General features: G+C 37.8%; 11 protein-coding genes and 2 rRNA genes. 3 read left to right on the forward strand and 10 right to left on the reverse strand.

The window, feature by feature from the left end; genetic code table 11:
- Positions 1 to 40: 40 nt before the first annotated feature.
- The 5 genes from F1Z66_RS05270 to F1Z66_RS05290 form a co-directional block, all read right to left on the reverse strand.
- Positions 41 to 1,822 carry a trypsin-like peptidase domain-containing protein gene (locus F1Z66_RS05270; protein ID WP_159357646.1) on the reverse strand — a complete coding sequence of 594 codons (1,782 nt, stop codon included), beginning with the start codon at positions 1,820 to 1,822 and terminating at the stop codon, positions 41 to 43.
- 53 nt (positions 1,823 to 1,875) lie between these two features.
- On the reverse strand, positions 1,876 to 2,394 hold the full coding sequence (locus tag F1Z66_RS05275; RefSeq protein ID WP_149862564.1) for a phosphatase domain-containing protein: 519 nt from the start codon (positions 2,392 to 2,394) through the stop codon (positions 1,876 to 1,878).
- A 52-nt stretch (positions 2,395 to 2,446) separates the two neighbouring features.
- Complete coding sequence (locus F1Z66_RS05280; RefSeq protein WP_149862565.1) at positions 2,447 to 3,436, reverse strand: DHH family phosphoesterase; 990 nt, start codon at positions 3,434 to 3,436, stop codon at positions 2,447 to 2,449.
- Between the two features lie 352 nt (positions 3,437 to 3,788).
- Positions 3,789 to 6,743: ribosomal RNA gene (locus F1Z66_RS05285) — 23S ribosomal RNA — on the reverse strand.
- A 1,056-nt stretch (positions 6,744 to 7,799) separates the two neighbouring features.
- Positions 7,800 to 9,268: ribosomal RNA gene (locus tag F1Z66_RS05290) — 16S ribosomal RNA — on the reverse strand.
- The 16S and 23S rRNA genes sit together here, the layout of an rRNA operon.
- Before the next feature lie 999 nt (positions 9,269 to 10,267).
- On the opposite strand from F1Z66_RS05290, the gene F1Z66_RS05295 reads away from it, so the two are divergent.
- On the forward strand, positions 10,268 to 11,605 hold the full coding sequence (locus tag F1Z66_RS05295; protein ID WP_149862566.1) for an aspartate aminotransferase family protein: 1,338 nt from the start codon (positions 10,268 to 10,270) through the stop codon (positions 11,603 to 11,605).
- Positions 11,606 to 11,626: 21 nt separating this feature from the next.
- On the opposite strand, the gene F1Z66_RS05300 is transcribed toward F1Z66_RS05295, so the two are convergent.
- Complete coding sequence (locus F1Z66_RS05300) at positions 11,627 to 12,337, reverse strand: ABC transporter permease (RefSeq protein WP_195907486.1); 711 nt, start codon at positions 12,335 to 12,337, stop codon at positions 11,627 to 11,629.
- A gap of 172 nt (positions 12,338 to 12,509) precedes the next feature.
- On the opposite strand from F1Z66_RS05300, the gene F1Z66_RS05305 reads away from it, so the two are divergent.
- Both F1Z66_RS05305 and F1Z66_RS05310 read left to right on the forward strand, forming a co-directional pair.
- Positions 12,510 to 14,072, forward strand: a complete 1,563-nt coding sequence (locus F1Z66_RS05305) for a tRNA (N(6)-L-threonylcarbamoyladenosine(37)-C(2))-methylthiotransferase (RefSeq protein WP_149862568.1) — start codon at positions 12,510 to 12,512, stop codon at positions 14,070 to 14,072.
- Positions 14,073 to 14,125: 53 nt separating this feature from the next.
- Complete coding sequence (locus F1Z66_RS05310) at positions 14,126 to 15,088, forward strand: hypothetical protein (RefSeq protein WP_149862569.1); 963 nt, start codon at positions 14,126 to 14,128, stop codon at positions 15,086 to 15,088.
- Positions 15,089 to 15,198: 110 nt separating this feature from the next.
- On the opposite strand, the gene F1Z66_RS05315 is transcribed toward F1Z66_RS05310, so the two are convergent.
- From F1Z66_RS05315 to F1Z66_RS05335, 4 genes are all read right to left on the reverse strand, one after another.
- Positions 15,199 to 15,573, reverse strand: coding sequence for a 50S ribosomal protein L31e (locus tag F1Z66_RS05315; RefSeq protein ID WP_149862570.1), 375 nt, complete (start codon positions 15,571 to 15,573; stop codon positions 15,199 to 15,201).
- Positions 15,574 to 15,593: 20 nt separating this feature from the next.
- Positions 15,594 to 15,752 carry a 50S ribosomal protein L39e gene (locus F1Z66_RS16395; RefSeq protein WP_144734863.1) on the reverse strand — a complete coding sequence of 53 codons (159 nt, stop codon included), beginning with the start codon at positions 15,750 to 15,752 and terminating at the stop codon, positions 15,594 to 15,596.
- A 293-nt stretch (positions 15,753 to 16,045) separates the two neighbouring features.
- Entirely contained in the window at positions 16,046 to 16,534 is a 489-nt protein-coding gene (locus F1Z66_RS05325) for a DUF192 domain-containing protein (RefSeq protein WP_149862571.1), read from the reverse strand.
- A 269-nt stretch (positions 16,535 to 16,803) separates the two neighbouring features.
- Positions 16,804 to 18,189 (reverse strand): aspartate ammonia-lyase, encoded by a 1,386-nt coding sequence (locus F1Z66_RS05335; protein ID WP_149862573.1) that lies wholly within the window; start codon positions 18,187 to 18,189, stop codon positions 16,804 to 16,806.
- Positions 18,190 to 18,462 lie beyond the last annotated feature (273 nt).

Raw genomic sequence — 18,462 nt, forward strand, 5'->3', positions numbered from 1 at the left:
ACTTATATCCACCCATTTATATATGATAAAATTTTTGGTTTCATCTGATTATCACCATAGATTCACATACCTCTTTGGGTAAGATTTGTGAACAAGATTGTAAGAATTTTTCAATTAATTCCCTTGGTGATTGTATTTGGCCACTCTGTGGATTTCCAAATTCTTGTAATCTCATGGTGTCGTAATCAGTAGGTTTTAAAGTAACAGCAACAGTTTTATATGCTCCATCTCTTAAAACAGTAACAATAATTGAATCCCCCACCTTCTTAGTTTTTAAATAATCCTTTATATCTTGCTGGGACTTGACATTAACGTTATCTAGTCTTATAATCACATCACCACCTAGTTCCAATAACGTACCATTAACATCACTAACTGTGTAGCCACCTTTCAATTTTGCATCGGCAGCAGAACTATTTTCTATTATACTTGTAATAAGAAATCCATCCGCTCTTGAAAGATTAAGGAAACTAGCTATTTCAGGTGTCACGTCCAAACCCAATACACCCAAGGTAGGATAAACAACACTACTCTCTGGGGATGGACGGGATGTAAGTACCATCGAAATTTCCTTTTTTTCAAGGTCTTCGCCCCTAAGTATTGTCAAATTGACTTTATCTCCGATAGTCTTGTAATTTTCAAGATATGAGAGAATGTCATCCACTTTTCTTACAGATTTGTCATCTATTCTTGTAATTATGTCGCCACCTATTCTGAGTGGCGTTCCATTAAGAAGAATAGTTTCATTCCCTCCTAATATTCCAGATTTTTCCGCTGGGCTTCCTTCCGTTACATTGACTACTAAGAAACCCACTGCCTCTCTCAAATTCATCATCTTGGCAATTTCTGGAGTTACATCGAACCCATTCACTCCAATATAAGGATGCTCAAAATGACCAACTTTAATTAATTCGGGTACAATTTTTGCCAAAAAATTAGAAGGTATCGCAAAGCCAATTCCGGAGTATACACCAGTATTGGAAAATATAGCAGTATTAATTCCTATCAATTTACCTTTCATATCTATAAGTGGTCCACCAGAGTTTCCAGGATTAATTGCTGCATCAGTTTGAATAATATCTGGAATCGAAAATGATGGTTTCGGGGGTTGAGGAGATCCACTATCAAATGGATTTGTGGGTGCCTCCCCTGAATCTCCAGCGGGCATCAATCTACCCAATCCACTTATTATTCCTTCAGAAAGTGAACCAGATAAACCAAATGGATTTCCCACTGCAACAACCTTTTCACCAATTCTCAATTGAGATGAATTTCCCAGTTCTACAGGAACAAGTTTTGAACTTACATTTTGATCCACATCTATTAACTTAATTACCGCCAAATCAGAATAAGGATCAGTACCTATTATATCCCCCTCATACGAGACTCCGTCTAAGAATGTGATGTAAGCTTTGTTATTTTTTGCACCATCGACTACATGAAAATTCGTAACTATATGTCCTAACTTGTCATAAACAAATCCAGACCCAAGTCTAGAGGGATTTGGTTGTCCGTTTTGAGCTGTACCAGGTTCAGTAATTTGGACTACTGATTTTTCCACTTTGGAAAATAAGTCAGGCAAGGAATTCGTGTAATCTGAGGACGAGTTTGATACAGAATCCGAGAGAGGATTTACTTTATCATTTAAATTTCCTATTACAGAACTATTGGTGACACTATACACCACACCAGAAACTGAATTAGAATCCATGCTCAATAATATAGGGAAAAATACAAAAATCACTCCCATAAATAAGGTAAAAGAGTGATTCCATTGAACTCTATTTTGAATATATTGATACATTTCAAGGAAAAGAGTCATACTGAATCAAACCCACTATGCCAATTTAAGTATTGCATGATAAGGTTCAATAATCAAGAACTCTTGAGGTTTTTGTAATAGTAATTTATTGCTAATTCTTGTCTTTCGGACTGAACTGATCCCGGTCTCATAAGCCTCAATTTCTTAACTGCTGCTTCAGGAGTCAACCTCTCTTTGTTAATTAAGTATGCAGCCAAAATTGTGCCAGTCCTACCTTTACCAGCCGCACAGTGAACGAGAACAGGTAAGTTGGATTTTATTTTTTTATCAATATAGTCTACTACTTTTGTAATTTCTTGTATTGTTGGAGCATCATAATCATCAGTTTTGAGAAAGTAATTCTCGAACATATCAAACTGTGAAGTTACTTTTTTAACCCAAATGTCAGGCAATGGAATTTCCCTAATGGTAATAACCGTTCTTATACCTTTAGCTGCTATCCAAGTTAGCTGATCAACAGATGATGGTAACCCACTTCCTGCTAATTTCTCAGGAATTACCCAGCTAAAATTAGTAGGTCTTTCAATCAATTGACCATGAACTCTCCTATAAAATTCGCCTATCTTCGTCATTTGAATATAAATTATTTAGAATATTCTGCTTAATAGTTTTTTAAGGTTAAACTCACTGTATTGATTCATTCAACTTACTAAGGAATTCGGTAAATCTGGTCTGAGGTATCAAAGCTCCACAAGCTTTATCATGTCCACCCCCACTACCATCGAATTCAACAGATAGCTCGTTTACCAATTTACCTAAATGAGTGCTGCATTCTTTAGATCCTCTAATTGACAAAATATATGAATTCATATTGGATTTCAGTTTATAAGCTATACCTACCTTCTTATTAGACAAACCTAAAACAAAGTTGACTATCATGCTGGAAGGTAGGTCTAAATCATGTTGATAGTATGAAATATTTTTCATATGAATTGACTTTTGCTCAATCGCAGAAATTGCATTTGCAATTTTTGAAGAAAAATCCTTCACTAACTTGCAACTATTTTTTATATCATGTGGCATCATGCCTGTTGAAATTTTTCGAGATATAAGCTTCAGAAATTCTATATTTCTTTGTGAAGAAGATATTACATATGAAAGATAACAAGACTCCAACATTAAGAATGTTCTATCATACTTCTTTACAAGTTGTTTAGCTTTCATTTTCCCATCCATATAATCGGTTAGTGCTGCCGCAGCGGCAAAAAAAGAGAACGATCTCCGCAAACGTTTTCTTAATAAGTAATAAATCTGGACAGAAGTACATTCTTCAATATCATGAACTAACTTGATACCAAGTGATATAATCCTCTGTTTAATTTCTGGTTCTAAATAATGATGATCGATATAAATAATATCAATGTCTCTTGATTTTAGAACACTTAGTTTTTCCACAAACAAATTCTCATTTTTTTTATTCAAACCTAAATCGCAAATAAAGACCCTAGTAAAATCCCTATTTCTAGCACATATAGATATAACAAAGTCCAAGACATTAAGTAGATTCGGATAATCAACCAAGAAAATGTTCTTAATCTTCAATCCATTTTGCAACAATGCAGCTGATACAATCCCATCAACATCTTCTTTATGGGATATACAAATACTCTTCAATATAACCAACTTTCTATTATGTAATGTTATTTAGATGTTTACGTTAGGATAATCTCATTGAAATAACAAGAGATTACACCAAATTATCAAAATTTCAAATTCTTAATTTCAGAAATACTATCAAAATAAAGGTAAAACCCCAATTAAATAGCAAAGGTTATAGATATTATCAAAATATTGTCCCAACATAAATCATCTTCTTTACGCACAATATATCAATTGAAAAGTCATTTGAATATTTCTTAATAGGTTATGCTTGTTATACTTCCCGAGACTTATTAACAATAAGGTCTCTATATCTAGGTCATAGTGAAACCCAACCAAAACGTACACAGCGAAGCACAATTTTTCGAATCAGGTGCGTTGGGCTATTGGTGATGGCAGGCTGAATACCTCGCCCGAAGGCTTGATAATTACACCTCCATTCCATCAACGCCATCTTCTATGGCCGCCCTTCTCCTTACGGAAGGTTGTCTTTTCTCGGGAAAGGCTTCCTCCTTAGATGCTTTCAGGAGTTATCCTAAACAGCTTAGCTGCTCAGCTTGCCCTGTCGGACAACTGATAAACCAGAGGCTGCGCTGCCCTGTTCCTCTCGTACTAGGGGCAACTTCCCCTCAGACAACCACGCCCCTGTCAGGCAGAGACCGACCTGTCTCACGACGGTCTAAACCCAGCTCACGTTCCCCTTTAATGGGCGAGCAGCCCCACCCTTGGCTCCTGCTGCAGAACCAGGATGGGAAGAGCCGACATCGAGGTACCAAACCGCGGGGTCGATGGGAGCTCTCGCCCGCGACGAGCCTGTTATCCCTAGGGTAACTTTTCTGTCACCACCAGCCCCCAATAGTGAGGACATGATGGATCGCTAAGCCCGGCTTTCGCCTCTGAATCCCGTATCATTGGGAATCCAGTCAGACTGGCTTTTGGCTTTGCCCTCACCGGCGGAGTTCTGTCCCGCCTGAGCCAATCTTTGGGCCCCCTCGATACATTTTCAAGGGGGTGCCGCCCCAGCCGAACTGCCCACCTGCCGATGTCCCTGATTTACAGGTTAGCGATACGGTAACAAATGGCTGGTGTTACACTATTGCCTAGATCAGTCCCGGAGAACTGACCATAACGGCTCCCAGCTACTCTCTGCATTTGCAACCATATCGCAACAACAGGCTGCAGTAAAGCTCCACAGGGTCTTCTCTCCCCGACAGAGGTTCGGGGACTGTTCGTCCCCGTTATGTGGCTTCACCGGGTTGTAGGCAGGGACAGCGGGGCCCTCGTTGTTCCATTCATGCACGTCGGAACTTACCCGACAAGGCATTTGGCTACCTTAAGAGAGTCAGAGTTACTCCCGGCGTTTAGCGGCCCTTAGCCCGGTTGAACCCAGGTTTTAGGTACCGCCACTGGCCAGGATACAGAGGCCATACACATCCTTTCGGACTAGCGACCACCTGTGTTTTTATTAAACAGTCGGGACCCCCTAGTCACTGCGACCTGCAGTCCCTACTCCTCGTAAAAACTGCAGGCACTCCTTATACCATAGGTACGGAGCTATTTTGCCGAGTTCCCTTGCCATACGGTATACCCGATAGACCTTAGACTTCTCATCCAGGGCACCAGTGTCGGATCTCGGTACGGTCTTGAAAGTATCTTCCTATTTCTGCTTTCATTGTCTCCTGGAATCAAGCAAACCCTTCTTGCGAAAGGCCATTTGCATCTCGCCCTAATTCTCGCCATTACGGCACTCCTTAAGACTCGAATACTTAGACAGAACGACGGTTCTGCTCACCCTATCCGGAAGCAACAGAAAAGGTATAACGAACTTTCAAGGCACTGGAATATTAACCAGTTTCCCATTCAAACAATTCTGTTGAGGTTGTTTTTAGGACCGGCTAACTCCCGGCTGATGACGCATTGCCGGGAAACCCTTGCCCATGCGGTCGCCGAGATTCTCACCCGGCTTTGCTGTTACTACCACCAGGATCTGCACTAGTAGTTCGGTCCACTGGACTTTACAGCCCAGCTTCTACCCAAACACTACGCCTACCTACCACGCACCGACATCGTCGGTGGTCTAAAGTATCGGTAGTCTACTTGAGCCCCGTACATTTTCGGGGCTTTCGAGCTCGGCAGGTGAGCTGTTACGCACTCTTTGAAGGGTGGCTGCTTCTGAGCCTACCTTCCTGCTGTCTTTGCTCGAAAACACCCTTTGGTTTGACACTTAGTAGACATTTGGGGACCTTAACTTTAGTCTGGGTTGTCCCCCTCTCGGTTATGAGGCTTACCCCACATAAACCCGCCTCCTAGTTTCTACGACGCTTGAACATTCGGAGTTCGAATGGATGGCGAGCTCTTTCGAGCCCTTACCGCCCGATCGGTGCTCTACAGTACAAGCAATCTCAACTAAGGCAGGACTGCGATCCACTTCGGTAGGAACTAGCGATCACCGGACTAGATTGGTTTTTGACCCCTAATCCCAGATCAGGGGACCGATTTGCACGTCAGGACCCTTGCAGACCTCCAGCGAGCTTTCGCTCACCTTCGTCTTATCCAGGACTAGATCGTCCGGTTTCTAGCCTTACTGCCATGACTAAAGACCCTTTCAGATCCATTGCCTCTTTTTTCAAAAGAAAAAATGCGCAAATTCGGTTTCCCTTCGCCTTCCCTCTGTTAAAGGTTAAGCTTGCCATGACAGCAATCTCCCTGGCCCGTGTTTCTAGACGGAACGTATGACTCTAGAATTCCTTTCGAGCCATACACGTCTGTAACCGATTGGTTTCAGGCGCTTTTAACCCCCCTTCCGGGGTACTTTTCAACTTTCCCTCACGGTACTAGTATTCTATCGGTCTTGATGAATATTTAGCCTTGGATGCTACTTTCACCCACCTTCACTGGCCACTGCCAAGGCCAGCTACTCTGAATATAACAGAATCCCACTTTCGTTCGCCTACGGGGGTATCACCCTCTATTCCGGTACTTTCCAGTACACTTTAGCTTCAATTATAGGATCCTATACGTTATACCCGTAACACCACATCTCTATCATGTTACCATAACAGATTCAGTTTGGGCTGATCCGCTTTCGCTCGCCGCTACTAACGGAATCTCAATTGATTTCTCTTCCTCGTCCTACTCAGATGCTTCACTTCGGACGGTTCGCTCTCCCAAGCTAAAAGCAAGGGAGTATATAGAGAGACCTCATTCGGAAATCCCGGGGTCGTCGGTCGCATGCACCTAACCCAGGCTTATCGCAGCTTGCCACGTCCTTCTTCGCTTATCAAGCCGAGTCATCCACCAATCGGCGTCTTTGCACCAGTCCAGTTACAATTTTTTTATTTTTTTAATCTAGTCTTTTTTTATCTTGTCTAATGATTTAGTTCCACTTGTGGTAGAAAAGTCAATCATATTAGGTATAGATAGTTATTGATTAGTTCTATAATATACTCGCTGTGACATTTCTATTGCTGTTTACACTACAACCAGTCATATAACACAGCATATCTATTAAAATATTATCAAAAAAACCATTCAACTGCATAATTGTTATTACGCGAATAGATTTGTTGGACAACATTAAATAAACATTCAATCATATATTCGGTTATTCTATTTAATTGGAGTTTTCCTATACACGATGATCATCGTAAACACAGTTTACTACATCAACTTCATTCTTTGTCAGTCTTTTATACTCCTCACGTTTTCGACAGGAGACAAAGAATTGCATCCGGTGATTTTATCGGGTTGTTCTTTTTTTTCTTTTTATCTGCTGATTATTTATTTGGATTTAGTTGACCAGATAGATGATATGTAATAATACATAATATAGTATTTGCTATTACTTACTTTATAGCCAAGTTTGCGCTATTTGTATATAATTCTCAATATTTTTTTGGATTTTGGATTTTGGATTTTGGATTGGAACCGCCATACATATGAATTTTGTGCACAGATGTCAATAGGTAAATTGGTAGTACGGTAGATAGATAGATGGATTATTGCCATTCATTTTGTTCTGAATAATCCAACCAATCTGCGTTCTGTGGATATTTTGTTATTTTGTTATATGATATCATATAGTATTATTCTTACAATCTTGTTGTTTGTGTATTTGTATGTATATATTTACAATACATGTGTATATTATTATTATTCTTTGATTGAACTAATTTCAAATCTTCGAATCGTTATCGTTTGAATGAAACAATTATTGGAATTGGATTTTTTTATTGTTTTTTAAATGATCTTAAATTTAGTATAAAAAGAAATATTGTATAGTCTCGCAGGCAAGGTAAACAAAACAAAACAAAATTTCTTTTCTTTTCTCTTGCTTACCTTACCCACTAGCCTGCTACAATATGTGTTTTATTTACTAAGGAGGTGATCCGGCCGCAGGTTCCCCTACGGCCACCTTGTTACGACTTCTCCCTCGTTGCTGACCCCAGGTTCGATAGTACCAATTAGGCACCACCTCGCCAAGAACCAACTTCGATGAAGCGACGGGCGGTGTGTGCAAGGAGCAGGGACGTATTCACCGCGCGATAGTGACACGCGGTTACTAGGGATTCCATATTCATGAGGGCGAGTTTCAGCCCTCAATCATAACTGTGGTAAGGTTTAGAGATTGCCTCCTCCTTTCGGAATCGAAACTCATTGTCCTTACCATTGCAGCCCGCGTGTGGCCCGAGGGTTTCGGGGCATACTGACCTGCCGTAGCCCCCACCTTCCTCCGTCTCAGCGACGGCGGTCCCTCTAATTAGCTCCACTACTCCTGAGAATAATGGTAGCAACTAGAGGCAGGGATCTCGCTCGTTACCTGACTTAACAGGACACCTCACGGCACGAGCTGGCGACGGCCATGCACCTCCTCTCAGCTTGTCTGGTAAAGTCTTCAGCTTGACCTTCACTCTGCTGTCGCCCCCGGTAAGATTTCCGGCGTTGACTCCAATTGAACCGCAGGCTTCACCCCTTGTGGTGCTCCCCCGCCAATTCCTTTAAGTTTCAGTCTTGCGACCGTACTCCCCAGGCGGCAAACTTAACGGCTTCCCTGCGGCACTGAATTAGCAATAAGCCAATTCATCACCGAGTCTGCATCGTTTACAGCTGGGACTACCCGGGTATCTAATCCGGTTTGCTCCCCCAGCTTTCATCCCTCACCGTCGAGCGCGTTCTGGCAAGCCGCCTTCGCCACTGGTGGTCTTCAATGGATCAACGGATTTTACCCCTACCCATCGAGTACCGCTTGCCTCTCCCGCCTCCTAGCTCTATAGTATCTTCCGCAGCCCATCTGTTAAGCAGGTGGATTTAACGGAAGACTTGTAGAACCGGCTACGGATGCTTTAGGCCCAATAAACGTCCCGACCACTCGGGGTGCTGGTATTACCGCGGCGGCTGACACCAGACTTGCCCACCCCTTATTCTGCACCATTTTTAGAGGTGCCAAAAGATCTCCTTAACGGAAATCACTCAGAGTAACCCTGTCAAGCTTTCGCCTATTGCAGAGGTTTCGCGCCTGCTGCGCCCCATAGGGCCTGGGCCCTTGTCTCAGTGCCCATCTCCGGGCTCCTCCTCTCAGAGCCCGTACCGGTTACAGGTTTGGTGGGCCATTACCTCACCAACAGCCTGATCGGCCGCAGTCCAATCCAGGGGCCATATAGGTTTAAGTCATTACCCATTCCAGAAGTGATGACCTATCGCGGTTTATCCTCAGTTTCCCGAGGTTATCCACGTCCCCTGGGCATGTTGACTACGTGTTACTGAGCCGTATGCCACATATTGCTATGTCGACTCGCATGGCTTAGTCCCACTCTGATAGCAGTCGGGTCCGGCAGGATCAACCGGAGTCAAATTCAAAATATTAATTTGAATTGTATATGTCGGTTGAATTCCTCTCCATATTTTCCTAATAGCTATATAGTATGGTATATGTATGTGTATGTATGCAATGTATATTTTATACAATACATGTAAACAAACACACCAGAACATCTAGTAGCTTTTAGTATCCCATGACCTTTCCTCTTTTGTTCCTTCTGTTCATTTATTTATTTTAATAAATAAAGAATCAGAAAAAATAAAAGAAAAAAAGTTGGAACATTTATTGAGTTTCTTTCTTTGTAGTTTTTATTTATTACTACAAAGAGAAAAGAGTACGATCGAAAACTAGTCAATCAATATACTATAGTAATATACATATATATACAAATACAACAAGTTTGCAAGAATAACAAGATATTACATAACAAAGAACAAAGATAAAACACCAACACAGCAATGACTGACTACATAATGACAATAAAATAACAACCTGTTACTCTACTGAACATCTTTAATGCAATCATATATGGCTCTGCATGTTCTTTTGATCCTTCACATATACATACATGTATATTTTTTAGAATATTGTTAGCATTTCTTGTTGTAATATTACTTCTTGTAATAAGCAACGTTTTGTATTTTGTATTTTGTAGTATTATACTGCTTTTCTATTTTTTCGTTATCATCTATCTGATCATTCCAATGTCAGATCCAATCTACCAGGTCAGCACTGGTGTGTTGATCGGATCTCCCTTTTTATTATCGTGATATTGTCAAGAGCGCATCTGGAGGTCTGTAAATCACATTGTGGCACTTGCCAACTTCATTACCGACGCCGCCTTTTGTCTTGGATGCGTTCTATTTACAGTCTCTAAATTATTAATATAAATCTTGTTTTTTTAGTACACCTTAAAAATCCGGAGATATATCAAACACTTGAATTAAAATTCGCTCTTTAGACAAGCGATATGATAATATATTAATCATAAACAAATAAAAGATTCTGTAAATTGACTCTTAGTTGATATGAAGTCTAACGATTACTTAGAGTTATACAAAGGTAAAACTTTTGAATCCATGAATTTATACTTTAGATCAAGGGAAATCTTTCCAGGTGGAATCAACCACAATATCCGATATTATAAACCTTATCCATTTTTCACTCAAAAATCAAAGGGGAAATACTTGTATGACGTGGATGGAAATAAATATTTAGATTTTTGGAACGGACATTGGGCCCTAATACTTGGTCACTCCCCGCGCAAAATAGTAAAAAAGATGACTAAACAATTGAAAAAAGGAACTCTTTATGGAACTGCTAATAAATTGAGTCTCAAATTGGGAGAGGAAATAAACAAAGCTATTCCTAAAGCTGAAAACATTAGATTCTGTAGTACAGGTTCTGAGGCAACAATGTATGCGATTAGACTGGCAAGATCAGCAACAGGTAAAAGAGTTATTGCTAAAATAGAGGGAGGATGGCATGGCTTTAACACAAACTTGTTACAATCAGTTAATTATCCCTATGAAGCAGATGAAGGACTAGGATTAATTGAAGATGAAGGGCATTTCGTCGAATCACTCCAATTCAATGATTTAGAAAGGTCACTCAAAGTTTTAGACTCTATTAAGGATGATTTGGCAGCAATAATCGTCGAGCCAATACTTGGGGGAGCAGGTTGCATAGTACCTAAAGAAGGTTATTTAGAAGGATTGCAAGAGTTTGCACAAAAGAATGACAGTTTACTCATCCTAGACGAAATAGTAACAGGATTCAGATTCTCTTATGGAGGGGCGATGGACAGGTACAAATTAGATCCCGACTTATTTACATTAGGCAAAATAATAGGTGGTGGTATGCCCATTGGAGCAGTGTGCGGAAGGAAAGATATTATGAAACTAGCAGATTCTACCGTCGACGGTAATAAGACAACCTACTGTTCGATAGGCGGTGGCACTTTTTCAGCAAATCCGATGACTATGAATGCCGGCTACAACACACTAAAAAAACTGAAGAAAAATCCCTCTGTATATACCAAAATAAACGAATTAGGAAAAATTACAAGAAATGAGCTAACCAAAGTGTTTGAAGAATGTAATATACAGGCAGAAGTTACTGGAATGGGATCACTTTTTATGGTGCACTTCTTAAATGACAAAGTTCAGAGTATTAATAGCGCTCTGGATGTTTCGTTGTCTGATAAGGAACAATTATTCGCATACAATTTTGCATTGATGTCAAAATATGAAATCTTTTTTCTTCCTGGTAAGATGGGTGCTTACTCAAATGCGAATGATACAGATGATCCAAAGAAACTTATCGAAGCAACCAGAAATGTTTTTGAAAAAATACCCCGATCGTAATACAAAATTTTTTCCTTATAATCACTTCTCTCGCCAAAGTGCTTTTTTCTTCGCTATAATCAAGAAGAATATGAAATACAAACCTTGAACAGCGAGGCCTAGTGATATTGACCATCCCTGAGGGACTGGAAAACCCATGGAATATTGAAGCAATAATGAGGCATGAGTTGTTGGAACCACATAGGACAATAGTTGTAGACTTTCTGGTAGCCTATCAATTGAATAAAAAACAGGTGGAACTACCGCTATTACTACATTTACAAAAGATATCAATTGTGTTGCATTCCTCATGTGAATCATATGAGAAGACAAAAAAAATCCAATTGAGGACATAGTACCCCAAATTAGCACCACGTTGATAAGGAGTAATGGAAGAAATGCAAGTGAAGTAGAAAAATAAAGTGCAAGTACTATCAAGACCATTAATGCGGGTAAACCATACAAAAGCTCCGATAAAGCTAATCCAAGCATATAAGTAACAGAGGATACGGGAGAGGCCACGAAAATGTCCTGCATTTTATATTCAATCTTGTACAAAGAAATATCCTGGCCGAGTGCGAGGCCATATCCAACAAGAGCCATCACTAGGCTGCCCGCCACGGCGAATTGAACATATTGTCCATTACTTACCACGAAAAGTATAAAGAGTATCGAAAAAGGCGAAATAGCAGTAAAAACAAGTGATAATGGATTCCGACGAAGCCACAAAAATCCTGTGAGATAAGCGATCAAAAGTATTTGATATACATTATACATGAATCGCTGGTTCAATTTGAAGTCAAACCATTTTGAAGGTTGAGTAATATAACCTTAAATGGAATATTATAAATGAATCTAATTTCATATCTGATCAAATAGTTAACTTAAATCTATATAATGAAATACTAAATACACAGATAGAGTAATGCAACCGAATTCCCACCCATTTTCTTTAAAACCAGATTTGATAGATAAAGTGAAGATAATTCAAAAGGATAGGAAGAATTGGGAAAATTCAACCATACAGAGGAATCCCAATGTTTTAAAAAGGTCTCTTGTAAAACCATTCGACACAGTACAATCCAATTTCTGGATTGAGGGTTACGGATGTTCGGCCAGTTTTTCTGATATGGAAATGATCGCAGGAAAATTGCAAAATGACGGTTTTACTCTTGCAGATAGTCCCGAAACTGCTGATTTCAATCTTATTGTAACATGCTCTGTCAAAATGCCGACTGAACATAAGATGAGTGAAAGAATCAAGCATCTATCAAATTTAAATAAGCCTTTAATAATTGCAGGCTGCCTACCTGCTGCCGATGAAAGTATGGTTTCAACATTAAGTCCAAAAGCGTGTCTTATGGGACCAAATTCTTTAGAGTCAGTAACGGAAATTGCGAAGTCTGCCTTAAACGGTATCCGGTTAAAAAGACTGTCTGCGGAAGCGTACAACAAGATAAATTTGCCTAAACTCAAGATTAATCCAATAATTAGCATTATTCAAATATCAACTGGCTGTTTGAGTGATTGTACTTTCTGTCAAACTAAACTTGCTAAGGGCACATTGAAAAGTTTCAGGATTGGAGATATCGTCAATCAGGTAAAGTATGATATAGACAACGGAAGTAAGGAGATATGGCTCACTTCCACTGATAATGGTTGCTATGGATTTGATTTAGGAACCAACATTCTGAATTTACTAAAGAGTTGTGAAATGATTGACAAATATTTTAAGATAAGATTAGGGATGATGAATCCAATGTATTTAGGGAATATGTACAAAGGGATCGAAGAAATATATGGATCTAGTCAAAAGTTATACAAGTTCATTCATATTCCTATTCAAAGTGGGAGTAAAAAAATATTAAAAAAAATGAAGCGAGGTCGATCGATAGAACCTCTATTAAACATGGTTGAAAGACTGAAAAGTGCAGTCCCGAATATTACAATAGCTACTGACATTATAACAGGATTTCCTACTGAAACAGAAGAGGATTTTGAAGAAACTCTAGCTGCAATTCTACATATGAAACCAGATATAGTAAATTCATCAAAGTTTAGTCCTCGCCCAGGAACTTTGGCTGCAAATATGCCTAAGGTAAGCGACGAAATTATTTCCACTAGATCAGAGAAAATACATCAAATCATAAAGCAAATAGCCAAAGAAAACAATTCCAAATGGGTGGGTTGGAAAGGCGAGGTATTGATCAATGATTTAGAGAATGGAATAATGAAGGGCAGAAATGACTATTACAAGTCTATATCTTTTAAGGATGATCCAAATTTCATTTTCATGAAACCTTTGCCCAGTTCCAAGAATCAAGAGGGAATTAGAATATCGTCAAATAGTCATATAAACAAATCCAACGTTTACAGTAAAAATAAAGTATTATCCTCGAATCCTTATCTTGGATCTAGAGTAATTGTAAAGGTTGTTTCTCATTCAAACCACACATTGCAAGCAATTCCCTTGGAAATTGTAAAATGAACAAATACTGCTCACAACACTTTTATCTTTCAAATAGAATTTGTTAATGACCATTGAATTTATCAAAAAAATCAAATTCCATTATCATTGCAATAGGTGAGGCTGGGGAAAATATCGTAAAAATTCTTGATGGAAAAGTAAATTCAGACTATTTATTTATAAAAAGAAATGGATTGATAGATGAATATTCTGGTCATACTATTAAGGTAGATGTAGAAAATATCTTAAATCCAAGCCCTCATATGATTAGAAAGGTCTTTTTAGAGTTTGAGGACAAACTTTTAGAATACATTCAAAACAAAAAATCTATAATCATTATTGGCAATTTAGCTTCAAGTTTTGGATCTGCAATACTTCCCATTTTAGGCAAATCATTAAAAAACCATGGCATAAACCAAGTAGTTTGCTTTGTGATCTTGCCTTTCTCCTTTGAGAAACTCAGGTTGTTTAGAAGTGGAGTATCCCTTAAATTGCTAGCTAAATCTATTAAAAACCTAGTTGTAATAGATAATAGTGCCATTCAGCGGAATGAGATTGAAGTACAAATTAAGGAATATTATGAAACTATAAATCAGGCAGTATCAGACATCATTATCGAATCTATTAACAAGTGTTTCCCGAGTGACCTCAATATGATTAGTACCAACCTAAATACGAAATGCAATTTGGGTGAGGCATTTATTGATACCATAGCCTCAATGACCAACAGGATTGATATTTCCGATATTGAAAAATGCTCTCTTTATCTGTATGGAGAATCAACTGATATTACATCAGTACGAAATATAATGGAATCTACAAATTTTATTATGCCTCATTCTAACAATGATGTGAATATTATTGGAATAAAAAAACAACAAACAAGATGTCATATTATTGTTAATACAGGCATGCAATTTATTTCATCTTATGATCCACTTGATAAGCTAATCTCAAAGAAAAACATCTTGGATTTTGAGCCAGAAATCGCAATTGCAGAGGAAGTAAATCTAAAGATAATTAAAAACTTGGAATAAACTTGAATATCGACAACAAATAATTTTCCCAGCCAATTACAAATTCAATAGCAGAAAAAAAAATTAATTAAATCGAAAAACTAACTAATAAAATTTAGGTTAAGATATTCTTAACTCTTGTCTTGGTTATCTGACATGTTTTTGTTTAACTCGGCATCCTCTTTCTCTTCTTTTTGGACTCCAGAAGATTTTGCTTTAGATTCAGACTCGATTTGAATATCCTCATAGAGTGACACAATAACCTGTTCATCTTCATCTTTCACTATACGCACCCTCACCTTTCGAGGAGGATTTGTTTTCCCTTTTTGCCATATGTACCTATTTAGTTCCTGATCGAGTTTTATTTGAGAACTTTTCATATGTTTAATAGCAAATTCCTTTATCATGTTTATCACACGATCTGTTCTCTTGTGTTTTGGTGTTAACCAAGCTTTACTAAAATTTATTGTATAAATTCTTGCTATGGATTCATCTACATTTGACATACATTTTACCTCCTACATACCTATCCTATATTAACATCCGACCTACGCCAAGACCTACGCTTTGGATTTGTTCTAACGTGTCTATGAGTTCGAATTATAATCCAGGCTGGCACCGGTCTATTTTGCTTAATTTTCTTCAACAATCTAATTTTCCTAGTAGTACTTTTGCGGGCAGCCATGACAAATACTCTAAAATGACACCTATTTTTAAGTGTTAACTTATACATCAAGTGGACAATGGATAATCGGGTGCTTAAATTATTAACACCAACAATTCCAAACCTATAAAAATAATTATCATAAATTTACTGTACTTTGTATGTTTGCGAAACTTGCTATAATTTCTTAAAGACAATCTATGACTCAAAACAAATGAAAAAAATCCACAAGCTTGAAAATGACCAAGATTCAAAAATTCAATGTTTAAGCAATTATCATAACAAACTTGTAGATAGTTTCAAAACCTAAAAGGCTATATATTTCTACTATCAAAAAGCACTTGATCTCCTATTCTAACTTCATGTTTGTTTGTGAAATTTGAAACTACTTCTAATACATATAACGAGTCAGTAGTAGGAGCATAAGAAGGACAAGGTAATAGAAACACACACGGCTCTAATCTATCTTCAATATGAACGATCTTCTTTTTGGAATCTAGCCAAATTATATCTATAGGAAATTTCATATCCTTCATCCAAAACGAATATTTTTTTGGTGTATCAAAAACAAATAACATCCCTTCATTTTCTTTCATTGTTTCTTTGATGGCCAGACCAGTTGATTGTTCTTCTGGAGTCAAAGCAAGTATAGCTGTTATATTCATATCATCAATTCTCACTGTAGATGAGGTTCTGTTATCATTGGGATTAGCATCAGAGAATCCAATTTCTCCAGCATTTAATAACCATAGAACTACAACAAAAATCGATAGTTCAATGCATAAGGTTTTGATATAAATCATTTTTTATGATTAAGGTAAAATTGAATATAATTTAAACATACAATTTTATAATTTGGGGAGTTAGGTTAAAGATGGAATGTAATTGCAGATGCATCAAATGCAAAAGCACTGGTCTCATAAGTAACGATTTCACTGCAAATGATGGATATAATGACTCACATCATACATGTTTATCATGTGGTACTCATTTTGATCACCTGGATGGAGAACAATTTGAGCACTGCAACCAATGCGGTTTCGACAAGGATGCAAATTTCAAATCATAATATTTAAGAAATTATCTTCTCCTTAGAAAGCGCCTTATCGAACTGCTCTGAAGTCATAAGATTTTTCGCAAGCACAACTTCTTTAATACTCTTATTGGTTGATAGCGCTTCTTTATAAACTTCAGCAGCTTTTAAATACCCTATAATGGGATTCAATAGCGTAACTAGAACAGGACTTTTCTGAACATAGTCTTGTAGCTTTTCTCTATTTACTTGAATTCCATCAATCAGGTTCTGAGTGAAGACAGGAAGAAAATTTATGAGCATATCTGTAGAATCTAAGAGCGATTTTGCTATGCCACCTAGCATTACATTGAGCTCAAATTGACCAGCTTGAGCAGCCAGACTGACTGCAAGGTCATTACCTATAACGCTAAAACAAATCATATTCAAGCTTTCTGATAAAGAGGGGTTTACTTTTCCAGGCATTATGGAAGATCCTGCATGGACGGCCGGGATAGTAATTTCAGAAAATCCTGCCACTGGTCCTGAAGCCATTAGTCGAATATCATTTGCTATTTTGGTTAATTCTAATGCTAGATTTTTGATGGTGGATGAGATATTTGCCACTTCTAGTTTACTCTGTAACGAAAAAAATAGATTTGTTGAAGGTTTTAATGGATATCCAGAAATTTTAGCTAAATTTGACACAACTAATTCTTGATACCCTTTTGGTGTGTTAGCACCTGTCCCCACTGCGGTGCCCCCCAAAGCAACAAAATACAAGTCATCCATAGATTTTATTATCAAATCTTTGCATTTTTGAATAGCAAAACAATATGCACCAAATTCTTTTCCCATTGTAACTGGAATAGCATCCATCAAATGGGTTCTCCCGATTTTGATCTCCTCTGCAAACTCAATTGATTTTTTAGAGAGAGAAACAATAAGATTATCAAGTATAGGTAAGAGTTCATAGCAATTCATTAGTACTGAAAGATGAATAGCTGTCGGTGTTGTATCATTACTAGATTGTGACATATTAACATGATCGTTTGGACTTATAGAATTATAATCCCCTTTTTTCTTACCCAAAATTTCAAGAGATTTATTAGCTATTACTTCATTGCAGTTCATGTTAAAGGCAGTGCTGGCCCCAGAATTTAATGTCTCAATTACAAATTGATCTAGCAACTTTCCTGTCAAAATTTCATCACAAGATTGTACAATTGCATCTGCAATATCGACTGGTAATGCCTTTAATTGCTTATTTGTAATTGCAGCAGCCTTCTTTATCATAACAAATGCCCTAATGAAGTTTCTATGTGGGGGAATGTTTGTAATTTTATACTGTTTCTTGGCGCGTGATGTGAATGGTCCATAGTATGCATCAATCGGAACTTCCACTTCACCTAGTGAATCTTTATCAATTCTTTTATCGTTGATCATGCAATTCAATCTTCTTTAGAGATATTAAAAATGTGCGTTGTATGAACAAACATTAATGTCTAAATATTGGAATTTATTATATTCAAACTTCAAAATATACAACTAACTGAGAATATTCAAATTCTGCCTACTGCTAACTCATTTGAGGATAAATTTACTAATTTTAAGGAAAAACCAAGGAATCTATGTAAATTGTCAGTAAAAATAATCATGCACATGTTTTATCATAAATACCATATTAACATAATTAATAATAATAAAATCTATTTTTAA

It is taken from the genome of Candidatus Nitrosocosmicus agrestis (genome assembly GCF_008389435.1).
GTDB classification, from domain to species: Archaea; Thermoproteota; Nitrososphaeria; order Nitrososphaerales; family Nitrososphaeraceae; genus Nitrosocosmicus; species Nitrosocosmicus agrestis.